27 protein-coding genes are annotated in these 26,155 nt (G+C 45.2%); 14 read left to right on the top strand and 13 right to left on the bottom strand.

The features are described from left to right. The first annotated feature begins 101 nt into the window (after positions 1–101). Entirely contained in the window at positions 102–1,436 is a 1,335-nt protein-coding gene (locus tag NYE49_RS02005) for a PLP-dependent aminotransferase family protein (protein WP_047182078.1), read from the top strand. Here the strand turns inward: NYE49_RS02005 and NYE49_RS02010 are convergent. From NYE49_RS02010 to bsdA, 6 genes are all read right to left on the bottom strand, one after another. Then, the gene (locus tag NYE49_RS02010; protein WP_047182079.1) at positions 1,431–2,105 is read right to left on the bottom strand and encodes a 4'-phosphopantetheinyl transferase; all 675 of its coding nucleotides are present in this window, start codon (positions 2,103–2,105) and stop codon (positions 1,431–1,433) included. The genes NYE49_RS02005 and NYE49_RS02010 overlap by 6 nt on opposite strands. Positions 2,106–2,209: 104 nt before the next feature. Further along, positions 2,210–2,857 carry a YitT family protein gene (locus NYE49_RS02015; RefSeq protein ID WP_003234545.1) on the bottom strand — a complete coding sequence of 216 codons (648 nt, stop codon included), beginning with the start codon at positions 2,855–2,857 and terminating at the stop codon, positions 2,210–2,212. A gap of 318 nt (positions 2,858–3,175) precedes the next feature. Then, the gene (gene tcyC, locus NYE49_RS02020) at positions 3,176–3,919 is read right to left on the bottom strand and encodes a cystine ABC transporter ATP-binding protein TcyC (RefSeq protein WP_047182080.1); all 744 of its coding nucleotides are present in this window, start codon (positions 3,917–3,919) and stop codon (positions 3,176–3,178) included. Positions 3,920–3,932: 13 nt separating this feature from the next. Next, positions 3,933–4,637, bottom strand: a complete 705-nt coding sequence (gene tcyB / locus NYE49_RS02025) for a cystine ABC transporter permease TcyB (RefSeq protein ID WP_003234541.1) — start codon at positions 4,635–4,637, stop codon at positions 3,933–3,935. Then, on the bottom strand, positions 4,624–5,430 hold the full coding sequence (gene tcyA / locus NYE49_RS02030) for a cystine ABC transporter substrate-binding lipoprotein TcyA (RefSeq protein WP_015382752.1): 807 nt from the start codon (positions 5,428–5,430) through the stop codon (positions 4,624–4,626). Before tcyA ends, tcyB begins: the two co-directional genes overlap by 14 nt. Before the next feature lie 115 nt (positions 5,431–5,545). Continuing rightward, positions 5,546–6,418, bottom strand: a complete 873-nt coding sequence (gene bsdA, locus NYE49_RS02035; RefSeq protein ID WP_003234533.1) for a transcriptional regulator BsdA — start codon at positions 6,416–6,418, stop codon at positions 5,546–5,548. A gap of 89 nt (positions 6,419–6,507) precedes the next feature. On the opposite strand from bsdA, the gene NYE49_RS02040 reads away from it, so the two are divergent. From NYE49_RS02040 to NYE49_RS02060, 5 genes are all read left to right on the top strand, one after another. After that, on the top strand, positions 6,508–7,122 hold the full coding sequence (locus NYE49_RS02040) for a non-oxidative hydroxyarylic acid decarboxylases subunit B (protein WP_014478815.1): 615 nt from the start codon (positions 6,508–6,510) through the stop codon (positions 7,120–7,122). Between the two features lie 2 nt (positions 7,123–7,124). Beyond that, positions 7,125–8,546: a phenolic acid decarboxylase BsdC gene (gene bsdC / locus NYE49_RS02045; RefSeq protein ID WP_047182081.1), complete on the top strand. Its 1,422-nt coding sequence runs from the start codon at positions 7,125–7,127 to the stop codon at positions 8,544–8,546. Between the two features lie 16 nt (positions 8,547–8,562). Beyond that, positions 8,563–8,790 carry a phenolic acid decarboxylase subunit BsdD gene (gene bsdD / locus NYE49_RS02050; protein ID WP_010886405.1) on the top strand — a complete coding sequence of 76 codons (228 nt, stop codon included), beginning with the start codon at positions 8,563–8,565 and terminating at the stop codon, positions 8,788–8,790. After that, entirely contained in the window at positions 8,787–9,251 is a 465-nt protein-coding gene (locus tag NYE49_RS02055) for a pyridoxamine 5'-phosphate oxidase family protein (protein WP_080344152.1), read from the top strand. The genes bsdD and NYE49_RS02055 overlap by 4 nt, the downstream gene beginning before the upstream one ends. A gap of 65 nt (positions 9,252–9,316) precedes the next feature. Beyond that, positions 9,317–10,162 carry an alpha/beta hydrolase gene (locus NYE49_RS02060; protein ID WP_047182082.1) on the top strand — a complete coding sequence of 282 codons (846 nt, stop codon included), beginning with the start codon at positions 9,317–9,319 and terminating at the stop codon, positions 10,160–10,162. 40 nt (positions 10,163–10,202) lie between these two features. Here the strand turns inward: NYE49_RS02060 and NYE49_RS02065 are convergent, their stop codons facing one another. Beyond that, positions 10,203–11,681 (bottom strand): peptide MFS transporter, encoded by a 1,479-nt coding sequence (locus NYE49_RS02065; RefSeq protein ID WP_015482789.1) that lies wholly within the window; start codon positions 11,679–11,681, stop codon positions 10,203–10,205. A 279-nt stretch (positions 11,682–11,960) separates the two neighbouring features. Here NYE49_RS02065 and NYE49_RS02070 point away from each other — a divergent pair, with 279 nt between their 5' ends. Further along, the gene (locus tag NYE49_RS02070; RefSeq protein WP_047182083.1) at positions 11,961–13,715 is read left to right on the top strand and encodes a right-handed parallel beta-helix repeat-containing protein; all 1,755 of its coding nucleotides are present in this window, start codon (positions 11,961–11,963) and stop codon (positions 13,713–13,715) included. A gap of 14 nt (positions 13,716–13,729) precedes the next feature. Here NYE49_RS02070 and NYE49_RS02075 read toward each other — a convergent pair whose 3' ends face one another. Then, a complete protein-coding gene (locus NYE49_RS02075) occupies positions 13,730–13,951 on the bottom strand; it encodes a hypothetical protein (RefSeq protein WP_015715241.1) in 222 nt (73 codons plus the stop codon). Between the two features lie 125 nt (positions 13,952–14,076). Here NYE49_RS02075 and gerKA point away from each other — a divergent pair, with 125 nt between their 5' ends. The 3 genes from gerKA to gerKB are packed head-to-tail and all read left to right on the top strand — an operon-like array spanning position 14,077 to position 18,070. After that, positions 14,077–15,711, top strand: a complete 1,635-nt coding sequence (gene gerKA, locus NYE49_RS02080; RefSeq protein WP_174616557.1) for a spore germination protein GerKA — start codon at positions 14,077–14,079, stop codon at positions 15,709–15,711. Then, positions 15,701–16,924 (top strand): spore germination protein GerKC, encoded by a 1,224-nt coding sequence (gerKC, locus tag NYE49_RS02085; protein WP_174616556.1) that lies wholly within the window; start codon positions 15,701–15,703, stop codon positions 16,922–16,924. Before gerKA ends, gerKC begins: the two co-directional genes overlap by 11 nt. A gap of 24 nt (positions 16,925–16,948) precedes the next feature. Beyond that, positions 16,949–18,070 carry a spore germination protein GerKB gene (gerKB, locus tag NYE49_RS02090; protein WP_174616555.1) on the top strand — a complete coding sequence of 374 codons (1,122 nt, stop codon included), beginning with the start codon at positions 16,949–16,951 and terminating at the stop codon, positions 18,068–18,070. 104 nt (positions 18,071–18,174) lie between these two features. Here gerKB and NYE49_RS02095 read toward each other — a convergent pair whose 3' ends face one another. Both NYE49_RS02095 and NYE49_RS02100 read right to left on the bottom strand, forming a co-directional pair. Continuing rightward, entirely contained in the window at positions 18,175–18,855 is a 681-nt protein-coding gene (locus tag NYE49_RS02095; RefSeq protein WP_342410875.1) for an ABC transporter ATP-binding protein, read from the bottom strand. Between the two features lie 15 nt (positions 18,856–18,870). Further along, entirely contained in the window at positions 18,871–20,325 is a 1,455-nt protein-coding gene (locus tag NYE49_RS02100) for an ABC transporter permease (protein WP_342410877.1), read from the bottom strand. A gap of 211 nt (positions 20,326–20,536) precedes the next feature. Here NYE49_RS02100 and yclJ point away from each other — a divergent pair, with 211 nt between their 5' ends. From yclJ to phrC, 4 genes are all read left to right on the top strand, one after another. Next, complete coding sequence (yclJ, locus tag NYE49_RS02105) at positions 20,537–21,220, top strand: two-component system response regulator YclJ (RefSeq protein ID WP_003246532.1); 684 nt, start codon at positions 20,537–20,539, stop codon at positions 21,218–21,220. Further along, a complete protein-coding gene (gene yclK / locus NYE49_RS02110) occupies positions 21,207–22,628 on the top strand; it encodes a two-component system sensor histidine kinase YclK (protein WP_080344153.1) in 1,422 nt (473 codons plus the stop codon). The genes yclJ and yclK overlap by 14 nt, the downstream gene beginning before the upstream one ends. A gap of 162 nt (positions 22,629–22,790) precedes the next feature. After that, positions 22,791–23,939, top strand: a complete 1,149-nt coding sequence (gene rapC, locus NYE49_RS02115) for a response regulator aspartate phosphatase RapC (protein ID WP_014475800.1) — start codon at positions 22,791–22,793, stop codon at positions 23,937–23,939. Next, positions 23,923–24,045 (top strand): phosphatase RapC inhibitor PhrC, encoded by a 123-nt coding sequence (gene phrC / locus NYE49_RS02120; RefSeq protein ID WP_003224994.1) that lies wholly within the window; start codon positions 23,923–23,925, stop codon positions 24,043–24,045. Before rapC ends, phrC begins: the two co-directional genes overlap by 17 nt. Before the next feature lie 99 nt (positions 24,046–24,144). Here phrC and NYE49_RS02125 read toward each other — a convergent pair whose 3' ends face one another. The 3 genes from NYE49_RS02125 to NYE49_RS02135 form a co-directional block, all read right to left on the bottom strand. Further along, a complete protein-coding gene (locus NYE49_RS02125) occupies positions 24,145–24,234 on the bottom strand; it encodes a YjcZ family sporulation protein (RefSeq protein ID WP_015482794.1) in 90 nt (29 codons plus the stop codon). A gap of 83 nt (positions 24,235–24,317) precedes the next feature. Continuing rightward, positions 24,318–24,431 (bottom strand): YjcZ family sporulation protein, encoded by a 114-nt coding sequence (locus NYE49_RS02130; RefSeq protein ID WP_003234495.1) that lies wholly within the window; start codon positions 24,429–24,431, stop codon positions 24,318–24,320. A gap of 152 nt (positions 24,432–24,583) precedes the next feature. Continuing rightward, positions 24,584–25,948, bottom strand: a complete 1,365-nt coding sequence (locus NYE49_RS02135; RefSeq protein WP_342410880.1) for an aspartate kinase — start codon at positions 25,946–25,948, stop codon at positions 24,584–24,586. Between the last annotated feature and the right edge of the window lie 207 nt (positions 25,949–26,155).

A 26,155-nucleotide genomic window follows, 5' to 3' on the forward strand; every position in this document is an offset into this window, starting at 1 on the left:
GAATTGCAGCGCCGGTCGCTCCCTTTATTGTATGGCCGCGGTCAGAACGGTACAATGAGAAAAACAATGAACTGTACCGGTACAAAACAGGGGGAGAAGGCATGGAGAAATATATGAGTCTAGTAACGAGGATAGAGGAGATGATGCAAAGCACCGCCTATCAAGAAGGAGACAGGCTTCCATCTATCCGTCAGATGTCCGCCCGCTACCAAGTCAGCAAAAGCACAGTGATCCGCGCGCTGCAGGAGCTGGAAAAGCGCCACCTTATCTATTCTGTTCCGAAAAGCGGCTATTATATTGTGAAAAAGACAGGAAAAGCCAAAAGCGGGCAGCAGGGTCCCATCGACTTTGCCACATCTGCGCCGGACCCAGATGTGTTTCCGTATCTTGATTTTCAGCACTGTATCAACAAAGCGATTGATACATACAAAAACGATTTGTTTATTTATGGGACGCCAAAGGGGCTTCCATCACTCATCCGTGTACTCCGAAAGCTCTTGGCCAATCAGCAGGTATTTGCGGATGAACGGCATATTTTCATTACATCAGGTGTCCAGCAGGCGTTATCTCTGCTTTGTGCCATGCCATTTCCAAATGGGAAAGAAAAGATCGCCATTGAACAGCCGGGCTACCATTTGATGGTCGAACAGCTTGAGACGCTTGGGATTCCCGCCATCGGGGTGAAACGAACGGAAGAAGGGCTTGATATAGCCGAGGTTGAGCGGTTATTTCAAACAGAATCGATTAAATTTTTTTATACGATGCCCCGCTTCCATAACCCGCTTGGCTGCTCTTTGTCAGAGCGTGATAAACAGGAGCTTGTGAGACTGGCAGAAGCGTATGATGTCTATCTCGTTGAGGATGATTACCTCGGTGATCTGGAGGAAAATAAAAAGGCAGATCCGCTGTACGCATATGATCTGTCCACACATGTCATCTATTTGAAAAGCTTCTCGAAAATGATGTTCCCCGGCCTTCGCGTGGGGGCGGCTGTTTTGCCCGAAGCGCTGACTGACACGTTCTATGCGTACAAAAAGCTGAACGACATCGACTGTTCGATGATTTCTCAAGCGGCATTGGAGATTTACCTGAAAAGCGGTATGTACGGCAGGCATAAGGAGAAAATCAGAGATTCTTATAAAGAGCGGTCGCTGAGGCTACATCAAGCCATTCAAACACACAGGCAGCTGGGAAGCGGCCGCTTTACGTTCTCCAGCGGGCAGGCACCCTGTATGCACACCCATCTGGTGCTTCCTCAGGATCTGCCCGCCTCAAGAGTGATTCATAGACTGAAAAAACAAGGGGTTCTCCTTGAGGCGATAGACCGTCATTATTTATCAGATTATCCGAAAGAAAATCTATTAAAAATCAATATTTCCAATGTGAAAACGGAAGATATTGAGCGCGGTGTCAAGCTGTTGATGAGCCATTTATAAAAGCTCTTCGTACGAGACCATTGTGATATCCTCGGGGAAATCAGGGTGTGCGGCGCATACAGCCATTTTGTAGCCGGAATCGACCTCATACGTTTTGATATAGCATGGGGAATGGCTGTCCGGAAGCTCAATGGATACTTGTCCGTCCTGATGCAGGCGCACTGAAAAGGAATCAAGCGGAAGCGATAAGCCTTTGCCTTCCTGTTTGATAAAGCTTTCTTTCATTGACCATAGATGATAAAAATAGTCTGTCTGCTCGTCCTTGTCTTTTGCTAAAAGGTCGCTGTACTCTGTTTTTGAAAAGAAGCGCTTGGCGATCTCAAGGCTGATCGGTTTCGTTTTTTCGATATCTATGCCGATCGGCTGTGAATCAAACGCGCAAATGACCCAGCGGCCGGAGTGAGAAATGTTGAAATGAGCGTCGGGAAGATCAGGGATGCACGGCTTCCCGTATTCCTGCGTGCTAAAGCGGATATCGGATTTGTCCAACTGATACTGCCTGCTTATGACTGAGCGAACGAGCACATCTCCCAGCAGGGTGCGGTGAGCATCTTCTTTATGATAAAATCTCCGGCATTTCTCCCGTTTTTCAGGTGATATGAAAGACATGAACCGTTCATTTTCTTCCTGTGAAAGCGGGCGGTCCATATAAATTCCGTAAATCTTCATTCTAGATCCTCCGTCTGCAAAAGATTGTCAAAACCATCCTATCATACTTCAACAAGACTCATATAGAGGAGAAAATAAAAAAACAAAGCCAAGGTGGCTTTGTTTTAGTGTACAGGCGGAGATGCTTTCACAGCGGCTGTCCGCCTTGCCACAGCATAATTCAGCAACTGGATTGACTGGGGCAATGAAAAGCGCAAAATAAGTCCGGTGAGGATGGCGGTCAAGATGGTGCCAAAACCGATCGGGCCGCCCATGCCCCATGCCGCAAACAAAATGGTTAATTCCATGCCGTTCCGCACCCATTGCACATTCCATCCGGTCTTTTCTGTAATCAGCATCATCAGTGAATCACGCGGCCCCGCGCCAAGGCCTGCTGATACATAAACACCGACGCCGTAACCGATTAGCACTACGCCGAGAGAGAAGACGATGATCGAGCCTGTGTAGGTCGAGGGGGCAGGCAGAATGAAATTGAAAAAATCTATAAATACACCAATGAGCACCATATTCAGGAGGGCCCCAATTTTCGGCCAAGCTCTCGTAAACAATGACGTGAATCCGACGATGAGCGCTCCAATAATGATGGACCACTGGCCGACGGTAAGCCCGAAGTGCTGAAACAGGCTGTAATGAAATGCATCCCACGGACTAATGCCGAGTGCTTTTCCTTCTATCGTCAGGGATACACCAAAAGCCAAAATGATCAAACCGGCAAAATAAAATGTCCAGCGCAGAACAAGTTCTTGCTTCACGTGAGGTCCCTTCTTTCGTAAAAATCAGTCGATTGTCATTGTAGCACATCTGACAGAAGGGCGGAATAGGCGAAAGGAGCTCAACAAAAAAACAGGGCCGCCGCGGGCGCCCTGTTTCAGCGTGTTGGAAAACCCTTGCATTCGTTGTCAGGCCTGCGCTTCGGTGCTCACGAATTTAACATTCGCTGTGCTCCAATGCTCGCCCTTCCTAGACTTCAAAGGTTTTCAATCACGCTGAAAATGACAAATCCTAAAACGAAAATCGTTTTAGGATTTTGTCAACAATCTGTAACAGGCGCAGGCGCCCTGTTTTTCTTATTACAGCGGGTTCAAAATCCGGTTCAAGAACCGCTGTGTCCGTTCTTCTTTTGGTGCGGAGAAAATTTGCTCCGGCGGTCCTTGCTCCACGATAACGCCGCCGTCGATGAAGATGACTTCATCCGCAACTTCCTGTGCGAACTTGATTTCGTGGGTCACGACGACCATGGTCCAGCCTTCATTGGCCAAGTCCTTGATAACCTTCAGCACCTCTCCGACAAGCTCGGGATCAAGCGCTGAGGTCGGTTCGTCAAACAGCATGAGCTCAGGCTGAATCGCCAGTGCGCGGGCGATGCCGACGCGCTGCTGCTGGCCGCCGGAAAGCTGGAACGGATATAAATCCATTTTGTCCTTCAATCCGACTTTATCAAGAAGCTGAATCGCTTCTTTTTTGACTTCCTCTTTGTTTCGTTTTTGCACCTGAACAGGGCCCTCCATCACGTTTTCGAGGGCTGTGCGGTGCGGGAACAGGTGATACGCCTGAAACACCATTCCGGATTTTCGGCGAAGCTTTAGGATATCCGCCTGTTTCACCTTTTTGGAGAAATCGATGGAGAAATCATCAAATGCAAGCTCTCCGCGATTCGGGATCTCCAGAGCGTTCAGGCAGCGGAGCAGCGTCGTTTTCCCTGAACCTGAAGGCCCAAGTATGGCGATGACTTTTCCTTTTTCAATCTTCATATCTATCTTTTTTAAAATTTCATTTTCACCGAATGATTTGTTTAATCCTTTAACGGTAAGCATACTCGGAACCTCCTTATTTGGCCACGTAGCGGTCAAGACGCCGTTCGATGACATGCTGGACGAGTGAAAGCAGGAAGCAGATAATCCAATAAATAAAAGCTGCTTCAATATAGATCACTAAAATTTGATCAAGATTCCGCGCGCCGATTTCCTGGGCTTTTCTGAACAGCTCAGCGACCAGAATTTGAGAGGCGAGGGATGTATCTTTAATCAGGCTGATAAAGGTATTGGATAATGGCGGGATCGACACACGAAACGCCTGCGGCAAAATGACGCGGAACAGCGTTTTTTGATGTGTCATGCCGATTGTGTAGCCGGCTTCCCATTGCCCTTTCGGCACGGATAAAATAGATGCCCGGATGATTTCAGATGCATAGGCGCCGACGTTTAATGAAAAGGCGATAACTGCGCTTGGAAATGGATCTAATGTGACGTTAAAGGCCGGGAACAGATAGAAAATGATGAACAATTGAACGAGAAGAGGAGTGCCGCGTATTGCGGATACGTATACGCTGAACACCCATCTCAAAGGTCTCACTTTCGACATTCTGGCAAGCGCCGTAATCAGCGCCAAGATCATTCCGAATATAAAGGAAAGAATCGTAAGGGGAATCGTATAGTAGATTCCCCCTGAAAGTATCGGCCAGAATGACTGCTGCACCAGATCCCACGGGATCGCCGTGCCAAGCGTCAATGCCGGCAGATTATTTAGAAACATCTTCGCCGAACCATTTTTTAGATATTTTAGAAAGAGTCCCGTCCTCTTTCATTTCTTTTAATGCTTTGTTGACTTGATCAACAACCTCGCCGCTTCCTTTGCGGAACGTGAAATATGTTGACTGAGGATCACCTGTTTCAAACGCGATTTTCACGTTTTTATTGCCAGATGTTTTTAAGTAGTTCAATACGGCAAGCTTATCGTTGTATGTCATATCGACGCGGCCTTGCTGGATCATTTGAAGGGCCTGCGCCATGCCTTCAACGCCTTCTACTTTAGCGCCGGCATTTGTAGCTAATTTGTTGTAGTTGCTTGTCAGTGATTGAGCTGACGTTTTTCCTTTTACATCTGCTTCAGACTTAATATCGTTGTTGTCTTTTTTCGTTACGACAACGGCTCTTGATGTTGTGTATTTATCTGAGAAATCATATTTGTCTTCACGATCTGTTTTTCCGACTTGGTTGGCAACAACGTCAAACCGTTTGGAATTCAGGCCGGCAAACATACTGTCCCACTGTGTTTCCTTAAAGTCGACTTTAAGCCCGAGGCGTTTTGCGACTTCTGTGATAACTTCGACATCATAGCCAGTCAGTTTATCAGTGTCTTTGTCGTGGTAAGTGAACGGCTCATATGTTCCTTCCGTTCCGACTGTGAGCACACCTTTTTTCTTAATTGAAGCCCAAAGATCGCCATCTTTGGCATTATCTTTTGACTGATTGTCATTTCCTGCTCCGCAAGCTGCAAGAGCTGCAATACTTACGACCATGAATAAAGCCAATAATGCTTTTTTCATCTTATTCCCCACTTTTCTGGTTGATTTTATTGAAATAAAAAAATAGCTTACAAATCTAAAGGATAACTTTTTTTTAGTATGAGTCAAGTAATTGGTTTTCATAAGGCAAAATCTTTTAAAATAAATCCAAAAATTGCTGTGCCGGTTTAGGCAAATAACTGTCCGTTCTCCACATGACAGCCGGTGTCATAATGAAGGGATTATTTTCGATATGAACGGTGTGAACGTGATTTCTCATATGAACGGGAATCATTGTGACAGGCAAAATAGACGCGCCGAATCCGGATGACACGAGGCTGAGCAAAGTTGCAGAGTCGTGGCATTCACAAACAATGCGCGGCTCCAGGTTCAAACGATGAAATTCATTCATGACCTGATTATAGACGCCTTTTCCGTTGACAGGCCTCAGCAGGATCAGCGGAAATGAAGGAATGTCCTCCATCTTAATGGTGTCTCCGCACGGATATCCGGCTTCATCTGAAAGCACGAGCACACATGGAATGTCATCAAGCTGCTTGAATTGTACTGTGTCACTTTTGATCAGTGTTGTCGTGACCGCCGCATCGATTTGCCGGCTTTCCAGCAGTTCCAACAGTGTCGCGGGCTCATTTTCCCAAATATTAAAGGTGAGATGGGGGTATCTCTCTTTGATCTGTGTTACTTTTTCAAGCATCAGAGCCGCGCAATAAATCGTTGATCCCACGGCAAGTGTGCCGGCTACTTCCTCCTTCAGCTCCTGTACCTCAATGACTGCATCTTCAAACCTATGCAGAATCTCTTTTGCTCTTTTTAGAAAAACAGCTCCTTCATATGTAAGAGTCATTTGTTTTTTCTTGTTACGGTCAAACAGAACAACACCAAGTTCGTCCTCCAGCTGTTTGAGCTGCCTGCTTAAAGGCGGCTGCGCCATATGAAGCTTTTTGGCTGCGGACGTAATTTTCTGTTCTTGGGCAATGGTAATGAAGTATCGAAGCTGGCGAATATCCAAAAGAAAGCGCCTCCTTATCATACCTTTTAGGTATTAAATATAGATTTAATAGATATTTTTCATATGGATATATCAGGAGTATGATTGAAATGAAAGCAGAATTCAAGCGTAAAGGAGGGGGCAAAGTGAAACTCGTTGTCGGAATGACAGGGGCAACAGGGGCCATTTTCGGGGTCAGGCTGCTGCAGTGGCTGAAGGCCGCCGGAGTGGAAACCCATCTCGTTGTGTCTCCTTGGGCAAACGTCACGATCAAACACGAAACAGGCTATACCTTACAAGAAGTAGAACAACTGGCCACATACACTTACTCACATAAGGATCAGGCGGCAGCCATTTCAAGCGGGTCGTTTGATACCGATGGAATGATTGTTGCGCCGTGCAGCATGAAATCTCTCGCAAGCATTCGCACCGGCATGGCGGATAATCTGCTGACACGTGCGGCGGATGTCATGCTCAAGGAGAGAAAAAAACTCGTCCTCTTAACGAGAGAGACGCCTTTGAACCAAATACATCTCGAAAATATGCTAGCGCTTACGAAAATGGGCACCATCATTCTTCCTCCGATGCCGGCATTTTATAATCAGCCGAGCAGCTTAGAGGAAATGGTTGACCATATTGTATTCAGAACGTTGGACCAATTCGGCATTCGGCTTCCTGAAGCGAAACGCTGGAATGGGATTGAAAAACAAAAAGGAGGAGCTTGATCATGGCTTATCAAGATTTCAGAGAATTTCTCGCTGCCCTTGAAAAAGAAGGACAGCTGCTTACAGTGAATGAAGAGGTAAAGCCGGAACCGGATTTAGGGGCCGCCGCACGGGCAGCCAGCAATCTTGGCGATAAAAGCCCCGCGCTCTTATTTAACAACATTTACGGCTATCATAACGCGCGAATTGCGATGAATGTCATCGGCTCTTGGCCAAACCATGCCATGATGCTGGGCATGCCGAAAGACACACCGGTAAAAGAACAGTTTTTTGAATTCGCAAAGCGTTATGACCAGTTTCCGATGCCGGTCAAACGTGAGGAAACAGCGCCATTTCATGAAAATGAAATCACAGAAGATATCAATTTGTTCGATATACTGCCTCTTTTCAGAATAAACCAAGGAGACGGAGGCTACTATCTAGACAAAGCGTGTGTTATTTCCCGTGATCTTGAGGACCCTGACAACTTCGGCAAACAAAATGTCGGCATTTACAGAATGCAGGTCAAAGGAAAAGACCGTCTCGGCATTCAGCCTGTCCCGCAGCACGATATTGCAATCCATCTGCGCCAAGCTGAAGAACGCGGCATCAATCTTCCGGTCACCATTGCGCTCGGCTGTGAGCCGGTCATTACAACGGCGGCATCGACTCCGCTTCTCTATGATCAATCAGAATACGAAATGGCAGGTGCGATTCAAGGCGAACCATATCGCATCGTCAAATCAAAGCTGTCTGATCTTGATGTTCCGTGGGGCGCTGAAGTGGTGCTTGAAGGTGAGATCATTGCTGGAGAGCGCGAATATGAAGGGCCGTTCGGTGAATTCACAGGCCATTATTCCGGCGGACGCAGCATGCCAATTATTAAAATTAAACGCGTCTATCACAGAAACAATCCGATCTTTGAACATTTATACTTAGGCATGCCTTGGACAGAATGCGATTACATGATCGGCATTAACACATGCGTGCCGCTTTATCAGCAGTTAAAAGAAGCGTATCCGAACGAAATTGTGGCAGTGAACGCCATGTACACACACGGTTTAATCGCGATTGTTTCCACAAAAAACCGCTATGGCGGATTTGCGAAAGCGGTCGGCATGCGCGCACTCACAACGCCGCACGGACTTGGCTATTGCAAAATGGTCGTTGTCGTTGATGAGGATGTCGATCCATTCAACCTTCCGCAGGTCATGTGGGCGCTTTCGACCAAAATGCATCCGAAACACGATGCGGTCATCATTCCGGACTTATCTGTCCTGCCGCTTGATCCGGGATCCAATCCATCAGGAATCACTCACAAAATGATTCTTGACGCCACTACACCGGTTGCGCCGGAAACAAGAGGCCATTATTCACAGCCGCTTGATTCTCCGCTAACAACGAAAGAATGGGAACAAAAACTAATGGACTTAATGAATAAATAAGGAAAGGATGTTCGAAATGCATACATGTCCTCGATGTGACTCAAAAAAGGGAGAAGTCATGAGCAAATCGCCTGTAGAAGGCGCATGGGAAGTTTATCAGTGCCAAACATGCTTTTTCACATGGAGATCCTGTGAACCGGAAAGCATTACAAATCCCGAAAAATACAATCCAGCGTTTAAAATTGATCCAAAGGAAACAGAAACAGCAATTGAAGTTCCGGCGGTGCCGGAACGAAAGGCTTGATCCGCGTGAACTGTATGTCAGACCGTCTCTTTGAGCTGCTTGACGGGAGCTGCCTGAATGAGAAGCAGCATGAGGCCTTCGTTCTGCAAACAGTATCAGAGGATGGCTGGCCGCATGCCGCTATGATCAGTGCAGGTGAAATTATCGCGCTGAGCCGAACTGATATCCGAATCGCTCTGTGGAAAAACACAATGACTTCGGCCAACATCCTTCGTACAGGAAAAGCACAGTTCACGGCATGGTGGAAGGGAGCGGCCTATTATGTAAAGCTTGAATGCGCGCCTTTACCGCCTTTGAAAGATGCCGAATATGATAGAGACCGTTTTTCCTGCCGCATCGTTTCAGTGAAGGAGGACGTTGCGAAATACGCTGATTTGACTTCTGGTGTCCGTATACAGCTTCATAGAGCTGAAGAGGTGCTGGGCAGATGGGAAAAGACCCTGGAAGATTTAAAGCGGTAATATCGATAGCCTGACGCCATGCGTCAGGCTTTTTTTATATAATGAAAACAAAGGGGGTGTGAAAAATGGAACGTGCGGGGATCTGTCATTCGGACGGCTTTGATTTAGCTTATCGAATTGAGGGCGAGGGTGCACCCATCCTTGTGATCGGGAGTGCGGTTTACTATCCGCGCCTTTTTTCCTCAGATATCAAACAGAAATATCAATGGGTCTTTGTCGACCATAGGGGATTTGCTAAGCCTAAGCGGGAGCTTCGTGCGGAGGATTCGAGGCTTGATGCCGTCTTGGCTGATATCGAAAGGATGAGAACATTTCTTCAGCTTGAGGATGTTACTATCCTGGGACATTCCGGGCACGCTTTTATGGCTTTAGAGTATGCCAGGACATATCCCAAACAAGTTCGGAAGTTGGCGCTCTTCAATACTGCGCCTGATAACAGTGAAGAAAGACAGCGAAAAAGCGAATCATTTTTCAGGGAAGCAGCCAGTCTTGAGAGAAAGAAACGCTTTGAAAAAGACATCGCGAATTTGCCGCAGGACATCGACAAAGATCCTGAAAGGCGCTTTGTGCACATGTGTATTCGCGCTGAAGCGAAAAGCTTTTATCAAGAGCGGCCGCATGCAGCTGCCTTATGGGACGGTGTATTCACGAATATGCCGATCATTGATGAATTATGGGGCAATACATTTGCCCGGCTTGATCTTATTCAGCGGTTAGCTGATGTTCGTATGCCGGTGTATATTGGATTAGGGAGATATGACTATTTGGTTGCGCCCGTTTCGCTATGGGATGCAGTTGACGGTTTATATCCCCATGTGGATAAGGTTATTTTTGAAAGGAGCGGCCATCAGCCGATGCTGGAAGAACCGGAAGCCTTTGATCAAAGCTTCAGCAAATGGCTGGATCAATAAAAAAACAGCCCGCAGATCAAAATCCGCGGGCTGTTTCTGATTATAAGACCCCTTTCATCGCGCGTTTGATCATCGGCGAGAGCAGCAGGAGAATGCCGCCAAGAACGATAGAAATCAAACCGATGGTGCCGAAGTACATTGTTTCAGGAATTTTATCAAACAATCCGGCTACTTGGGCATTGATCGCTTGGGCTGCTGCGTTAGTCAGAAACCACATACTCATTGTCTGTGCAGAGAATGCAGCTGGCGCCAGTTTCGTTGTTACGGATAAACCGACTGGAGACAGGCACAGCTCTCCAAGCACGACAAGCAGGAAGCTGAGAACGAGCCAAAGCGGGCTTACGAGTGCTTCTTTTCCTTGCATAGCAGGGAATACCATAATGATAAAAGACAATCCGGCTAAAATAATTCCGATTGAGAATTTAACTGGTGTAGACGGCTGGCGTTTGCCAAGCTTCATCCAGAGCCATGCGAATATTGGCGCAAAAATGACAACAAACAATGGATTTAATGATTGGAACCATGATGACTGAAGTTCGAATCCGCCCAATGAAAGTCTAATGCGTTCATCAGCGTATACCGCAAGAATGGTCGCCCCCTGTTCCTGAATGGCCCAGAACATGACAGCACCGATAAACAAAGGAACGTAAGCGGCAAGACGGGATTTTTCTGTGCTGTCCGCTTTTTTGCTTGTAAACATGATGATGAAATAAATGACAGGAATCAAAATACCGAGAATACTTACAAGGTCGATAAAACGATTGATCGTCAGCACGCCTGTTTGTACAGAGATAATCACTGCGATCGCCACGATGATAACACCGATTCCGGTGCCAATCGCAGATTTTTTAGACAGCGGATTCGGCACATTGGAACCTGCAAGCCCGAGGTTTTTCTTCCTTGTCAAAGCAAATACGATAAGTCCGAGAAGCATTCCGACCGCGGCAGCTCCGAAGCCGAGATGATAGTTGTACTTCTGTCCGAGTGTTCCGACAATTAATGGCGCAAGTAAACCACCGAGGTTAATCCCCATGTAGAAAATACTGAAACCTGAGTCGCGGCGCGGGTCTTCTTTCGTGTAAAGATCCCCAACCACGCTTGAAACGTTTGGTTTTAATAAGCCTGTTCCGACAATAATAAGCACCATGCTGATATAGAATGCGATCGCGCTGCCCGGATAGGCGAGTGCAATGTGGCCGAACATAATGAATATGCCGCCGTAAAACACGGTGTTTGCGGTACCGAATACCCGGTCAGCGAGCCATCCGCCAATAATGGTGGACATGTATACGAGTGATCCGTAAATCGACATAATGGCAACCGCAGTGCCCTTATCAAAGCCGAGCCCTCCGTTTACCGTCTCTGTATACAAATAGTAAAGTAAGATTGCTCTCATTCCATAGTAAGAGAAACGCTCCCAAAATTCGGTGAAAAATAGTGTAAATAGTCCTCGCGGGTGACCAAAGAACCCTTTTTGCGGGACGCTTTTAATGATACTTTCGTTATCAATCGAAGCCATGTCAGCCAAACCCTTTCTAAAAAAAGTGTATTATAAAAATCATATTCTTATATAATACTTGTGTCAATATAATTTATACTCATTTCAAATAGTTCCATATTGGAAAAATTATAAATACCTAAAAATAGTGATTTCCTCCTAATTTTTAAACTTTTTATCGTGAGATTTTCTTACATAACTCTTCCTTTATATTTTTTTAATAAAATTTTAGAGAAATGTACAAGCAGATCGGGCCTTTGTGAGTAACATGATAGTAATCATAGAGAAGGAGGCTCGCAATTGGCTGAATTCATATTAAATGCAGCGGATTTCGGTGTTCCTGGAGATGGTAAAACGGATTCTACAGAACGGATTAATCAGTGCCTCAGTACAGCTGTATCGAAAGGCTATCATACTGTCTGGTTTCCAAAGGGAACATATTTAATAGACGGAACGCTTGGCGGAGATCTTAATCAGAAGTTTCGAAACGCGGGGATCATTGTTCCCGGCAACCTTGAGATTATGATGGACCCCGAATGTATCATGAAAGTGATACCGAATAGTTCGTGGGGTTATTCCGCATTTTATGTAGGCAAGCAAGAGAATATAACCATTTCCGGGGGACAAATTATCGGCGAACGGGATGAGCATACGTATGCTTCGGCGGGGATAAGATCAACCCATGAATGGGGCTTTGGCATATGTATTGAAGGATGCTCGAATGTTGTCATTGATGATGTGAAAATTTCTGATTTTACCGGCGATGGGATCATAGTCAGCCCAAGGGGATTAAAGACCAATCAAGACTATCGAACGTCAGAGCAAATTATCATCCGCCGCTGTGAGGTTCGGCGGTCGAGGAGAAATAACATTTCCATTACCGGATGTGACATGGTCACGGTGGAGGAATGCTTGATTGAAGATGCCGGAACGGGGAATGGAACAGCCCCGAAATTCGGAATTGACATTGAAGGATATGGCGAAGGTGACGTTGATTATGAGGAACCGATTAATGTATCAATTCGCAATAACCACTTTGTTGGAAACGTTTCAAGTTCTGTGACCAATTTTAACGGGTATGGCATTTTAATAGAAGGAAATCACTCAGACAATACAATCAGCTACGGATATGGGACGCAAACAGTGATCAAAGGAAATATACTGAGACGCCCTGAAGACGCGGCGGCTGCGCCAAGAGTCGGGATAACCGGACTCGGTGTATCACAAGGAAAAGAGTCCAGTGATGCAGTGATCGCTGGCAACCTCATTACCGGATTTTCAACAGGAATTGATGTCAGGGGAAAGAGCGTTCTTGTGACGAACAACAAAATCAGCAACTTTGAAAACACAGGGATATTGGTTTATCAGTCCTCCGACGTAAAGGTAGACGGAAACCAAATTCAAAACGGACTGTCTGAAACAAGGCGCAGCATCGGTCTTCGCGCAGTGCTGTCAGATGACATCGCTTTTCTGAATAACTGTCTCATTCAAGTCGTTGACGGTGTGAACGTTTCCGGCGGCAATATGATCATTAAAGATAATCTCCTGAGAAAATTCAGCCGGGGCATTTGGATTGCTCAAGGGAACGCGGTGATTGAAGGGAATACACTGAATCCTGATGCGTTTGAAGCAGTGCCGGAATCATATTCTGTTTCCGTCACAAACAATGCCGGCGCTATCATCAAAAACAATACATTTAAAGAGTTCAAAAATTACCCCATTTATTGCTCCACAAGTGCAAAAACCTCAATTATCGGCAACCACTTAGAGAGATCTCCGCTTTTGGTCACCATCTATATCAGCGCCGGTGTGCATGAGATTTTTGATAATACCATTTCAGTCAACAGAACAGCCGGGAATCCGATTGTGATTTATATCAATGGCTCGGCAGGCTCTATCATCTCAGGAAACACCATCAATAACCTCTCCGCGGGCACTGCGATAGCTATTCAAACAAACACGGCAACCAATTCTAAAATCATCGGCAACCGCATTTTTAAAGGGACCATCAACAAACACAGCAGTGACACAATAGACGGCAATATTATTGTCTGAAAAAAGCGCCCCCTCTAGGGGTTCTTTTTTTTCGATTTATAGATCACGTACATTTCTCTCACAAGTACTAAAACAAAAAATAAAAGCACGACCCATTCCGCAAATGTTGTCATCTTAAAGCTGGACATATTGTTATAAACGGCTTTTGTTAAACTGAACCCTTGAAGCATGTCCATCAATACAGAAATAGCTAATAAACAAATTAATATAACTCCTGTCACGCCCAATATCTTCATGCTTCATCATCCTCCGTTTTTAGTGTCTATCGTTGGCGGAGAAGTTATACCGCATCTAAACCTAATGCATAATCTCAATTTTAAAAGGAAGAATATGAGAAAACGACAAGGAAAGGTATTTGTGTATGCCTTTATTTTCTAAGCAAAAGAACAATACCGATTCAAAAGACAAGCAGAATACAGACGAAAGGAATCAGGAACAGCAGCAAGAAAAAGAAAGGCCGGTTCTCATTTCTCCAAGTTTGGCAAAGAATATAGCGGAAACGAAAAAGGAAGTCGGAAGCAGCTCTGACGTCATCATTCGTGAGATTAAAATCGGGGAGCAGGATCATGTCCATTTGGCTGTTATTTATATTGCAGGCCTGGTCGATAATAACACAATCCATGAGTCGTTAATCGATCCTTTGGTACAGGATGAGTCTATCCAGAATTCCCATGCGATCCAGCAAATTCTTGAAAAAACGCTCCCGCTGGGCGGGGTGAAAGCGGAAAAGAGCTGGGACAAGCTTTTTTCCGAGTTAATGCTCGGCAATGCGCTCATTTTTGCAGATGGCTATGATGAAGCTTTGATTTGCAGCACTCAAGGGGGAGAGCAGCGCTCCATCCAAGAGCCGAGCACCCAGGTGTCATTCCGCGGCCCGCGCCAAGGGTTTACAGAGTCTCTGCAAACCAATATTTCCATGATCCGGCGATACATTAAAAATCCGAATTTATGGGTTGAAAAAATGAAAAAAGGTTCTGTTACGAATACGGATATCGCTCTCATGTACATTCAAGGAATATGTGATGAAAAGGTGCTGAAGGAAGTGAAACAGCGCCTAGAAAAAATAGATATTGACAGTATTTTGGAATCTGGATATATTGAGCAGCTGATTGAAGATGAAACCTTTACGACATTTCCGACCATGTATCATACAGAACGTCCTGATGTTGTAGCGGGAAATCTGTTAGAAGGAAGATTCGCGATAATTGTGGACGGAACACCGTTTGTGCTTATTGCTCCGGCCTTATTTGTTCAATTTTTTCAGTCTGTTGAGGATTATTATTCACGTTTTGACATTGCGACAAGCATACGGATTCTTCGTGTTTTAGTCTTTTTCATTTCGCTTGTGGCTCCGGCTGTATACGTGGCAGCCACGACGTTTCATCAAGAAATGATACCGACTCAGCTGTTAGTGGTCATTGCGGCCCAGCGGGAAATTGTTCCGTTTCCGGCTGTTGTGGAGGCGCTGACGATGGAGGTTGCTTTTGAGATTCTGAGGGAAGCGGGAGTCAGGCTGCCCCGGGTTGTCGGCTCGGCAGTGTCAATCGTAGGCGCGCTCGTAATCGGCCAGGCTGCCGTACAGGCTGGCATCGTCTCCCCGGCAATGGTTATTGTCGTTGCACTCACCGCGATTGCGAGCTTCGCAACACCTGCGTTCGCGATGGCCATTTCAGCCCGGCTTATTCGGTTTATTTTTATTATTGCCTCAGCTGTTTTGGGTTTTTACGGGCTGATTTTAGGGATCATTATGATGTTTGTCCACTTATGCAGTCTTCGTTCATTCGGCGTTCCATATATGTCGCCGCTTGCACCTTTTTCTTCACAAGGCGTAAAGGACGCGCTTTTCCGTGTTCCGTGGTGGGCCGATGAAAAAAGGCCGGAATCGGTCAGTAAGGAAGATAAGGTGCGGCAGGGGCAAGATCAACGCCCAGAGCCGGCCGCTTCACGAGGAATGGTGAACAAAGATCTGGAAGAAGGGGATCAGAATGGTACGTAAATGTCTATTAGCCGTTCTCATGATTTTGAGCGTCATTGTGCTGCCCGGCTGCTGGGATAAGCGGGAACTGACAGATCTTGCGATTATCTCGGCAATTGGCATCGATCGGACAAACGAAGGCAACTACGTGCTGCATCTTCAAATTATCAATCCCGGAAATGTCGCCGGCGGGCTTCAGGGAGGCGGTGCTGGAGACAGGCCGCCTGTATCTGTCTATTCGATTGAAGGCGACAATTTGACGGAAGCACTCAGAAAAGCCTCCATGAAGGTATCGCGGCGGCTTTATTTTGCCCATACCAACCTGGTCGTAATCAGCGAAAAGCTGGCGAAAGAGGAAGGGCTGGATTTTGTATTAGACAATCTTGACCGGGACACGGAATTCAGGACAACGGCGACCTTCGTCGTTGCCCATAAAACAAAAGCAGAAAATATCGTGAAAATCCTGACTCCGATTGATAAAATTCCGTCAAACAAAGTCAATAAAACACTCGATTTCACGGAGGCGCAATACGGACGGGTGGTCAAAACCAATATTCAGGACGTTTTGAAAACACTTGCCAGCGACACAAGGGCACCGATTATTCCGGGTTATTTGATGATTGGCGATGATAAAAAAGGAGTCAGCATGGAAAACACGCAGGCGACTGACCCGAAAGCCATTCTTCAGGCAGATGGTTTGGCGATTTTTGATAAGGCTGGGTATTTAAAGTATTGGATTGAAGATGATGAAAGCGTGGGGGCAGTCTGGCTTATGAATAAGGTCCAGCATACGTTTATTAATGCTGATTGGGGCAAGACGAAGGATGCGGTCAGCTTGCAGGTTACCCATCAAGATACAAAGCTGGTACCCGATATGCGGAACGGACGTCCGCACATCCATGTGAAAGTGACGGTTGAAGGAATTATAGATGCTGTCAAATACCCTTTCCAATTATCTAATCCGAAGGTGCTGGCCGCTATTGAAAAAGCGCTCAACAAAGAGCTTGAAATGGAAATTAGCCATACTGTGAAAAAAATCAAGAAGAATAAAATAGATTTTATCGGTTTTGGTGACACGATATATAGAAAGTATCCGGAGCAGTGGGAGAAAATGAAGGCCACATGGGACAAAGAATATTTGCCCGAACTGCCTATCGATGTGAAGGCCGAGACGTATATCAGAAGAACGGGATTGCGAAACAATCCGATCAAACACCAGTTTAAAGATGATTAGGTCTGGAGAAAGGGGAAGTGACAGATGGAAAAAGCCAGAATAAGCATCAGGCAGCTGTTTGTCATGATTATCATTTTTGAGCTGGGCAGCTCCTTATTGATTACACCGGGATCAATGGCGGGCAGGGATGCTTGGATCGCAGTTCTGTTAGGGTGTGCAGCCGGTTTGTTTCTTTTCTATTTGTATCAAGGCATTTATCAATGTTACCCGAATTCTTCTCCGAAAGAATATATGGATGATATGCTGGGAACCAAGCTGAGCTGGCTGTTTTCATTTCTCTATATCTTGTACTTTGCCTATATTGCCGCAAGGGTCCTGCGTGACTTTGGAGAAATGCTGCTGACATTTGCTTATCATGATACACCTATCATTATTGTAAATGGTTTGTTAGTGGTAGTTAGCATATACGCCGTAAGAAAAGGAATCGAAGTGCTCGCCCGCGCGGCTGAGCTGCTTTTCGGAGCCATGTATTTACTGGGCGCAATCGGGCTCTTGCTGATTGTTGTCTCAGGTTCTATAGACCCGCATAACTTAAAACCGGTTTTGGCAGACGGCATTTCTCCTGTCCTTTACTCTGTTTTCACTCAGACCATGTACGTTCCGTTTGGCGAAGTCGTTTTATTTGTGATGATTTTCCCTAACCTGAATGACAGAAAAGATGTGAAAAAAGTGGGGATGATCGCCATGGCTATTAGCGGATTGGTTGTGGCGCTCACCGTGGCGATTAATATCAGCGTGCTTGATGTTGATCTTACACTCAGATCCCAGTTCCCGCTTTTAAGTACGATTCAGACAATCAAGGTCGAAGAATTTTTAGACCGGCTCGATGTCTTTTTTATGCTGGCGCTGATCATCGGCGGCTTCTTTAAGGTTAGCCTCTACTTATATGCCACTGTGGTTGGGACATCTACGCTCTTTAAGGAAAAGAACCCCTCTCAATTGGCTTATCCGATGGGATTGGGCATCTTAATCCTTTCTATAACGATCGCTACTAACTTTTCAGAGCACTTGAACGAAGGCTTGAAAGTGGTGCCGCTGTATATTCATTTGCCTTTTCAATTATTGTTTCCGCTCTTTCTGTTTATTGTGGCTGTTTGGAAAAAGAAACGAAGAGAGAAGTCAAAAGGGGCGGAAGCAAAAAAATGATAAAAAGAGCGGGGGGATGCAGCCGCCGCTCTTTTTATGTTCACTTCTATATAAAAGGGGGATATAGGGTGCGCCCCTGTCTGCACTGGCAGAGGCGCGTTTTGTTATACGACTGCGACGTTTTCCTTCACAGTAAAGCTTCCTCTTGAAAGTCTGATATTGATGTCTGACACTTTTGCAATTTGTTCATCGTGCGTCACCATAATGACGCATTTATTTTCCTTGTGCGCCAGATCTTGAAAGAGCCGTACGATCTCTTTTGATGTGTCCTCATCAAGGTTTCCGGTCGGTTCATCGGCTACGATAAGATCCGTGTCACAGCAGAAAGCCCTTGTAATTGATACCCGCTGCTGCTGTCCGCCGCTCAGTGTGAGCACTTTTTGCCGGGCTTGTTTTTCGTTGATGCCAACCTTCTGCAGCATGTCAAGCGCATATGATTCTTTGTTCTTTTCTTTAGAACCTGTGATTTCCATAGCGGTTGTGACGTTCTGCAAAGCCGTCATATACGGGAGCAGATTGTACGCCTGAAAGACGATTGATACATATTGATTTCTGAAATTGGTTAAGCCAATTTTAGAAACTGCTTTTCCGCCGTAAAGGATGTTTCCTTCTTTTGGTGCGTCAAGTCCGCCTGCCAGAGACAGGAAAGTGGTTTTCCCCGTCCCTGATGTTCCGACGATTGTGTAGAATTTTCCTTTTTGAAAGCTGATGTTAATATCCTGAAACAATGGCTGGCTTTTGTCTTTATACCAGTAGCCGACTTGTTGAAATTGTAATAAGCTCATAGGTTCCGCCTCTTTCTATTCCTGTTTTGTCAATATCGTTTTCGGATGAAGCCGCAGTACTGAAATTGACGGCAGCAATGTTGCAATGATTGCGATTAGGATGCCGATCCCGCCAAGAATAAGCATGTCGTTCATAGAAACCGTGACGTTCAGTGAATCGATAACGTCCACGTTTGATGAACTGTGGCCGAACATTTTGCCGCCCATGCCGCCGCCGGGCATTTGTCCGCTTGCGGTTTGCGTTGAATCGGTTGATGAACTGATTTGCTGGGATAAAAGCTGATTTCCAAGCTGATTCGCGACGAGATTTCCTGTCACAGATGCAAGGCCGATAGCGATAACGGCCACGATCAGAATCTCAGTCAAGAACTGTCCAATCAATTTCCATCGTTTTTCACCGATGGCCATTAACACGCCCATTTCGTATTTGCGCTCCCTGATTGACATCATGACAATCAGGCCAAGAATGACGGCGCCTGCCACTGATACAAGATACACCACGTTTTTAGAGAAAGAAGCCACATTTTCAATCGGCCCGACCATTTGCTGGTAAAGCTGATCGTTTGTATTCAGTGTGTACGTATCGAAGTCAATTGATGTTTTCTTCGCTGCTTTTACGAAAGCATCCATATTTTTCGCGTCGTCCATATAGTAAACAGCTGAGTCAACCGTATTTTTATAGTCGTCGCCTTTCAGCGCCGCTGTTGCTGTGTAAGGCGTATAAAGCTTGTTATAAGGATTTAAGAAAGAGAAATTTTGGGCTTGGTCATCACCTGAAGATGTTGTTTTATAAATACCGACGATCTTCAGTTTTACTGTTGTATCCTCATCCGTTGCTGATTCAATTGTGATCGAATCGCCAACGCTTAAATCATTTTCTTGCGCTAATGTTTCATTGATCACTGTTACTTTTTTGCCGACATCTGATTTTGTAATCGCGCGTCCGTCTGTGATTTTTGAATCCCCGTCAGAGAAATCATCAACTAATTCTGTGCTGATGACACCTTCAATAGAAAGATCAGCTTGAACCATTTGCGGTCCGCCTTGTCCTCCGCCTTGACTGTTTTTAGCGTTTGAGCTTGAACTGCTTGAGCTGGAATCACTTGAACTAGAGCTTTCAATCGCATCAAAGTTTCCCGCGTTGGCTGAAGCTGATGTGGTGTAATTGTAGCTCTTCACATGATCAAGTGCTGCAAGCTTATTCGCATCAGACACTTTGATCGGTGTGGATTCGAAGCTGCGTTTTTCACCGCTGTCCTGCTGCTTTTCCATTTGCTTTTGGCGGTCAACCTGAAGTGTCACGCTTCCGCCGAGTTCCTGTCTGGCCAGTTCGCTTGACTTTTGTGCTGCCGACTGGATGGTGAGGCCTGATAGAACAAAGACACATATGACTGTAAACACAAATAATTGCAATAACGTTTTTCCCTTTTTAGCCTTCATATTCCAAAAGGCCCGTTTGATAAAGTTCATTTATGTTCCTCCGTATTGGTATTTTTATGGATAAGACCGCCTCTGGGGGCGCCCGCTTGCTGATAAATTAATAGTAGTCCAAAGGTATGAAAAAAATATGAACAATCTATTTCTAGTTGATGAAATAAAAACTAACAATTGTGAAACGCAAAACCTTCTGTTTAAAATGGTGCTATTATATAAAAAAGCGTCAAAACAACCGGAGGATATAATGAAAATATTAATGATAGAAGATAATGTTAGTGTATGTACGATGACGGAGATGTTCTTTTTTAAAGAAGGTTTTGAAGCGGAATTCGTTCATGACGGGTTAGAAGGGTACCAGCGTTTTACGGAAGAAAATTGGGATCTGATCATTTTGGATATCATGCTTCCATCTATGGACGGCGTGACCATCTGCAGAAAAATAAGAGAGACAAGCACGGTGCCGATTATCATGCTGACTGCCAAAGACACTGAATCAGATCAGGTCATCGGCTTTGAGATGGGGGCGGACGATTATGTCACAAAGCCGTTCAGCCCGCTGACATTGGTTGCCCGCATCAAAGCCGTCATCAGAAGATACAAGGCGACAGGCAAAGCGGTTATTGATGAAGATATGATTGAAACGGAATGCTTTACCATTAATAAGAAGACGAGAGAAGTATTATTAAACGGAGAGCCTGTAGAAAATCTCACGCCGAAGGAATTCGATCTGCTTTATTACCTTGTCCAAAATCCGCGGCAGGTGTTCTCCAGAGAACAGCTGCTTGAGCAGGTATGGGGCTATCAGTTTTATGGAGATGAGCGAACGGTTGACGTTCATATCAAACGGCTGCGGAAAAAGCTTGCCAGCGAGGACAAGCCTTTCCTGTATACTGTGTGGGGAGTAGGGTATAAATTTGATGAAGATTAAATATTTATATCAGCTGCTGCTAAGCCATATCAGCATTTTGATTTTAGCGTTTGTCATTATCATTTCTCTGTTTTCCCACTTTGTGAAGGAATTTGCCTATCAGAACAAAGTAGAGGAATTGACGTCATATGCGGTGCAGATTGCAAATGAATTCCAAGCCGGCCAGGTGGACATGCGCAGGCTCTATCCTTATCAGGACATGTTAAGCACAAGAAAGACGCAGTTTATCATCTTTAATGAAGAGCAACAGCCCTATTTTCTTCCTGAAGGCTTTCATCACCCACCAAGGGAACAGCTGAAGAAATCAGAATGGAATAAGCTAAAAAAAGGGCAGACTGTCATGATCAGGGCAGATGGCCGTTTTGATGATGAAGTGTCACTTGTGGCGCAGCCTATATTTGTTCAGAACGAATTTAAAGGCGCCGTTCTGCTGATTTCTCCGATCAGCGGTGTTGAACAGATGGTCAATCAGGTCAACCTCTATATGTTTTACGCTGTGATCAGCACGCTTGTGATTACGATTCTAGTGAGTTGGCTTCTGTCCAAATTCCATGTCAAGCGGATTCAAAAGCTGAGAGAAGCGACAGATAAAGTGGCTTCCGGCGATTATGACATCCATTTGGAAAACAGCTACGGGGACGAAATCGGCGTACTGGCGTCTGACTTTAATATCATGGCGAAAAAACTAAAGCAGTCAAGGGATGAAATCGAGCGCCTTGAGAAGCGGAGAAGGCAGTTTATCGCTGACGTGTCACATGAATTAAAAACACCGCTGACGACGATCAACGGTTTGGTTGAAGGGTTGAACAGCCATACGATTCCTGAGGATAAAAAGGATAAATGCTTCTCTCTGATCAGTGAGGAAACGAAGCGCATGCTGCGGCTCGTAAAAGAAAACCTGGATTATGAAAAAATCAGATCCCAGCAAATTACCTTGAACAAGCTAGATGTTCCGCTGATCGAGGTGTTTGAAATTGTGAAAGAGCACTTGCAGCAGCAGGCGGAAGAAAAACAAAACAAGCTGATGATCCAAGTAGAGGATCACGTCATCGTACATGCCGATTATGACCGGTTCATTCAAATTCTCGTCAACATTACGAAAAACAGCATCCAATTTACGCAAAACGGTGACATTTGGCTGCGCGGAATGGAAGGTTATAAAGAGACGATTATTGAAATTGAAGACACGGGAATCGGCATTTCAAAAGAGGATATTGAGCATATTTGGGAGCGATTCTATAAAGCAGATATTTCAAGAACGAACACGGCATATGGTGAATACGGACTCGGTCTCTCGATCGTCAAGCAGCTCGTTGAAATGCACCAGGGCACAGTAGAAATCCAGAGTGAAGAAGGGAAAGGCACAAAGTTCATCATCCGCCTTCCTTTAACGGCAAAACAGCAATAGCATACAGGGCGGCGCATCAACTGATGCAGCCGCCTTTTTTGCACACCGCTTCGGTTTATTGCGTGCTCCCGAAAACAAAGATTGCGTGTTTTTCGGGTTGGGACGGTCTATAAACATGATAAAATATGACATAAACAGTTTTTGATGGGAGAGGGTGAAGGAATGAAGAGCGGGGTAATTCCTTCTTCAGCGGTCGGTCAAAAAATTAACGAGTGGTACAGATATATCCGGACATTCAGCGTGCCGGATGCCGAAGTGTTAAAAGCTGAAATCCAGCAGGAACTGAAACACATGCAGCATGATTCCAACTTGCTGCTTTATTATTCACTAATGGAATTCCGGCACCAGCTTATGCTGGATTATCTTGAGCCGTTAGAGAAATTAAATATCGAAGACCAGCCAAGCCTGTCTGAATTATCGAGAAACATTGACAGCAACCAGGCAGATCTCAAAGGGCTTCTCGACTATTACGTGAATTTTTTTCGCGGGATGTATGAGTTTGATAAGCGTGAATTTATTTCTGCTATTACATACTATAAACAGGCGGAGAAAAAGCTCTCCTTTGTCGCAGACCATATTGAACGGGCTGAATTCTATTTTAAAATCGCGGAAGCTTATTATTATATGAAGCAAACGTATTTTTCATTGATTAATATAAAAAACGCCTATGAAATTTACGTGGAGCAGGAAACCTATAATGTGAGAATCATTCAGTGCCACTTCGTGTTCGGGGTCAACCTGATGGATGAAAGAAATTTCGAACAAGCCGCACGCCATTTCAAATTGGCGCTCAACATGGCCCAAGCAGAACAAAAAGCCCAGCTGGTCGGAAGAGCATACTACAATCTCGGATTATGCTATTACAATCAAGACCTTCTAGACCCTGCCATTGATTACTTTGAAAAAGCGGTCTCCACGTTTGAAAGCAGCAGGATCGTCAATTCTCTCCCGCAAGCCTATTTTTTAATCACCCTGATTTATTATAAACAGGGAAAACATGATAAAGCTTCGGAATATCACAAGCGGGGCTATGAATATGCTAAAGAAACAGACGATGCAGACTATGCCGTAAAATTCGAGTTTTTGCAATCCCTATATCAGGATCAGCCCAATGAAGAAGGAATCGAACGATGTTTCCAGTACTTAAAAAATAAAAATATGTACGCTGATATAGAGGATTTAGCCCTAGAAGTAGCAAAATATTACTATGAACAGAAATGGTTTAAACTGTCTGCTTCCTACTTTCTACAAGTTGAAGAGGCAAGAAAACAAATACAAAGGAGTGAAGGTTTGTATGAAATTGAAATCTAAGTTGTTTGTTATTTGTTTGGCCGCAGCCGCGATTTTTACAGCGGCTGGCGTTTCTGCTAATGCGGAAGCACTCGACTTTCATGTGACAGAAAGAGGAATGACGTAAGAACAAGCCCCTTCTCATTAGCGAGAAGGGGTTTTTCTTTTTAAAAAAACACCGCAAGACATAGTCTTGCGGTGCCGCCTTCATGGAGATTACGTTTATTTAGTAGCCTCCTACAAATGCAGTTCCCACAATGATCAAGAGGATAAATAACACAACAATCAAAGCGAAAGAAGTTCCGTAACCTGACATTTTGTGCACCCCCTTCGAGATTGCTTTAGCAAATGCTGCTGCAAAACTGTGGCGGACAGGGTCCCGCAGAGACGGTCAGCAGCTTAGAAGCCGCCAACAAACGCAGTCCCTACGATAATTAAAAGAATAAACAATACAACGATTAAAGCGAAAGAACTGATGCCGCCGTAACCGCCGCCGTTAGAGTATCCTGACATAAGGTTTCACCTCCCTATGAAGGATACTATAAGATATGCTGAACCGATCCATTTGGCAGGGATAATAGTGGACAAGAGAAAAAATGAACAATTCGGCTATAGGAAGGTAATATAAAAAATAGCGGGCGCTGCCGCCCGCTATTTATGTACGATTAAGAGATTAATACGCCCGCGAAAAATTCCTGGTATAACGCTTGAACGGCTTTTCTTTCTTCGGCTTCTTTTACGCCAAACATCATGCTCACTTCAGAAGATCCCTGATTGATCATTTCGATATTCACCTGTGCCTCTGATAATGCTTTGGCGGCTCTTGCCGTTGTACCGACATTGTGGCGCATCGCTTCCCCTACAACCATAATCAGGGCGAGATGATGCTCGACGATGACTTCATCGGCATGCAAATCCTCTTCGATCCGCTTGATGACGCTGCGTTCAGTGGCGGCATCCATTTGCCCCTGCCGTAAAATGATCGTCATGTCATCGATTCCCGATGGAACATGCTCATACGTCAAACCATGCTCCTCCAGGATGTGAAGGGCCCTTCGGCCAAAACCGATTTCTCTGTTCATGAGATACTTGCTGATATAAATGCTGCAAAAACCGGTGTCGCTGGCAATGCCGACGACAGGCCCGTTTTTGTTATCCCGCTTGTTGACGACGCGGGTGCCTTCGGCTGAGGGGTTGTTCGTATTTTTGATCTGAACAGGAATCCCCGCTCTGAATGCCGGAATGAGCGCTTCATCATGAAACACTGAAAAACCCGCGTAGGACAGCTCCCGCATCTCTCTGTATGTCAGCTCGCTGATTTCCTTTGGATTCTGAACGAAGGACGGATTGACAGAATACACAGCGTCTACGTCTGTAAAGTTTTCGTACAAATCGGCTTGAAGTCCGTTGGCAAGAATCGAACCGGTAATATCAGAACCGCTCCGTGAGAATGTGATCACATCGCCATCCTTGCTGAATCCGAAAAAACCGGGAAAAATGATGAGTCCGTCACGTTCCCGAAGACGATAGAGGTTTTGATAGGATTCAGGAAGAACTTGCGCGTTGCCGGGTTCATTTGTCACAAAGAGGCCGGCATCCTTCGGGTTTACATATTCCGCTTTGACGCCTTTATAGCGGAAATAAGCGGCAATCAGCTTGGCATTGTTATCCTCCCCGCTGGCCTTGACTGTGTCAAGGTATTGCTCGGGATTGCTTTTATCTCCTTCTAAAAGCGTAAACAGATCATCTCTGATTTTTTCGATAATGCTTTGCCCCAGCTGAAGCTCATTGGCGATGAGAGCGTACCGTTCCACAACAGCTTCCGCCAGTTCAGGTGCGCTGCCTGTTGCCAAATATTGTTCTGCACATGCGATTAAGAGATCAGTCACTTTCGTATCCTCGGCATAGCGTTTCCCCGGAGCTGAAACGACTACAGCTTTCCGTGCCGGGTCTGAGGTAACGATGTGAAACACCTTGTCAAGCTGGGCACCTGAAGCAAGTGAGCTGCCTCCGAATTTAACGACCTTCATGTTTACATCTCCTAATGTTTAAAATTTTCACACAAATTTAGTATTTATTATCTCTCTTTCAGTCCTGTAAATCAAGGGTTAATTTCTTTCTGGAGAGAACATTTGTATTTTCCACGAGGAATAATGTCAAGTTTGCTGACCGTATACCTGCGTTATAAAGATAAATATGGTAAACAGCCTAACGTTTTGGGATGGAAAATGGTTAGA

The sequence above is a fragment of the Bacillus sp. FSL L8-0358 genome (assembly GCF_038593095.1).
In the GTDB taxonomy this organism is placed as follows: Bacteria; Bacillota; Bacilli; order Bacillales; family Bacillaceae; genus Bacillus; species Bacillus subtilis.

What these genes read in the sequence shown, in the direction of transcription:
- NYE49_RS02005 (WP_047182078.1), top strand. Translation starts at nt 102, where the DNA reads ATGGAGAAATATATGAGTCTAGTAACGAGGATAGAGGAGATGATGCAA.
- NYE49_RS02010 (WP_047182079.1), bottom strand. Translation starts at nt 2,105, where the DNA reads ATGAAGATTTACGGAATTTATATGGACCGCCCGCTTTCACAGGAAGAA.
- tcyC (WP_047182080.1), bottom strand. Translation starts at nt 3,919, where the DNA reads ATGCTTACCGTTAAAGGATTAAACAAATCATTCGGTGAAAATGAAATT.
- tcyB (WP_003234541.1), bottom strand. Translation starts at nt 4,637, where the DNA reads ATGTTTCTAAATAATCTGCCGGCATTGACGCTTGGCACGGCGATCCCG.
- tcyA (WP_015382752.1), bottom strand. Translation starts at nt 5,430, where the DNA reads ATGAAAAAAGCATTATTGGCTTTATTCATGGTCGTAAGTATTGCAGCT.
- NYE49_RS02040 (WP_014478815.1), top strand. Translation starts at nt 6,508, where the DNA reads ATGAAAGCAGAATTCAAGCGTAAAGGAGGGGGCAAAGTGAAACTCGTT.
- bsdC (WP_047182081.1), top strand. Translation starts at nt 7,125, where the DNA reads ATGGCTTATCAAGATTTCAGAGAATTTCTCGCTGCCCTTGAAAAAGAA.
- bsdD (WP_010886405.1), top strand. Translation starts at nt 8,563, where the DNA reads ATGCATACATGTCCTCGATGTGACTCAAAAAAGGGAGAAGTCATGAGC.
- NYE49_RS02060 (WP_047182082.1), top strand. Translation starts at nt 9,317, where the DNA reads ATGGAACGTGCGGGGATCTGTCATTCGGACGGCTTTGATTTAGCTTAT.
- NYE49_RS02065 (WP_015482789.1), bottom strand. Translation starts at nt 11,681, where the DNA reads ATGGCTTCGATTGATAACGAAAGTATCATTAAAAGCGTCCCGCAAAAA.
- NYE49_RS02075 (WP_015715241.1), bottom strand. Translation starts at nt 13,951, where the DNA reads ATGAAGATATTGGGCGTGACAGGAGTTATATTAATTTGTTTATTAGCT.
- gerKA (WP_174616557.1), top strand. Translation starts at nt 14,077, where the DNA reads ATGCCTTTATTTTCTAAGCAAAAGAACAATACCGATTCAAAAGACAAG.
- gerKC (WP_174616556.1), top strand. Translation starts at nt 15,701, where the DNA reads ATGGTACGTAAATGTCTATTAGCCGTTCTCATGATTTTGAGCGTCATT.
- gerKB (WP_174616555.1), top strand. Translation starts at nt 16,949, where the DNA reads ATGGAAAAAGCCAGAATAAGCATCAGGCAGCTGTTTGTCATGATTATC.
- NYE49_RS02095 (WP_342410875.1), bottom strand. Translation starts at nt 18,855, where the DNA reads ATGAGCTTATTACAATTTCAACAAGTCGGCTACTGGTATAAAGACAAA.
- NYE49_RS02100 (WP_342410877.1), bottom strand. Translation starts at nt 20,325, where the DNA reads ATGAACTTTATCAAACGGGCCTTTTGGAATATGAAGGCTAAAAAGGGA.
- yclJ (WP_003246532.1), top strand. Translation starts at nt 20,537, where the DNA reads ATGAAAATATTAATGATAGAAGATAATGTTAGTGTATGTACGATGACG.
- rapC (WP_014475800.1), top strand. Translation starts at nt 22,791, where the DNA reads ATGAAGAGCGGGGTAATTCCTTCTTCAGCGGTCGGTCAAAAAATTAAC.
- phrC (WP_003224994.1), top strand. Translation starts at nt 23,923, where the DNA reads ATGAAATTGAAATCTAAGTTGTTTGTTATTTGTTTGGCCGCAGCCGCG.
- NYE49_RS02125 (WP_015482794.1), bottom strand. Translation starts at nt 24,234, where the DNA reads ATGTCAGGTTACGGAACTTCTTTCGCTTTGATTGTTGTGTTATTTATC.
- NYE49_RS02130 (WP_003234495.1), bottom strand. Translation starts at nt 24,431, where the DNA reads ATGTCAGGATACTCTAACGGCGGCGGTTACGGCGGCATCAGTTCTTTC.
- NYE49_RS02135 (WP_342410880.1), bottom strand. Translation starts at nt 25,948, where the DNA reads ATGAAGGTCGTTAAATTCGGAGGCAGCTCACTTGCTTCAGGTGCCCAG.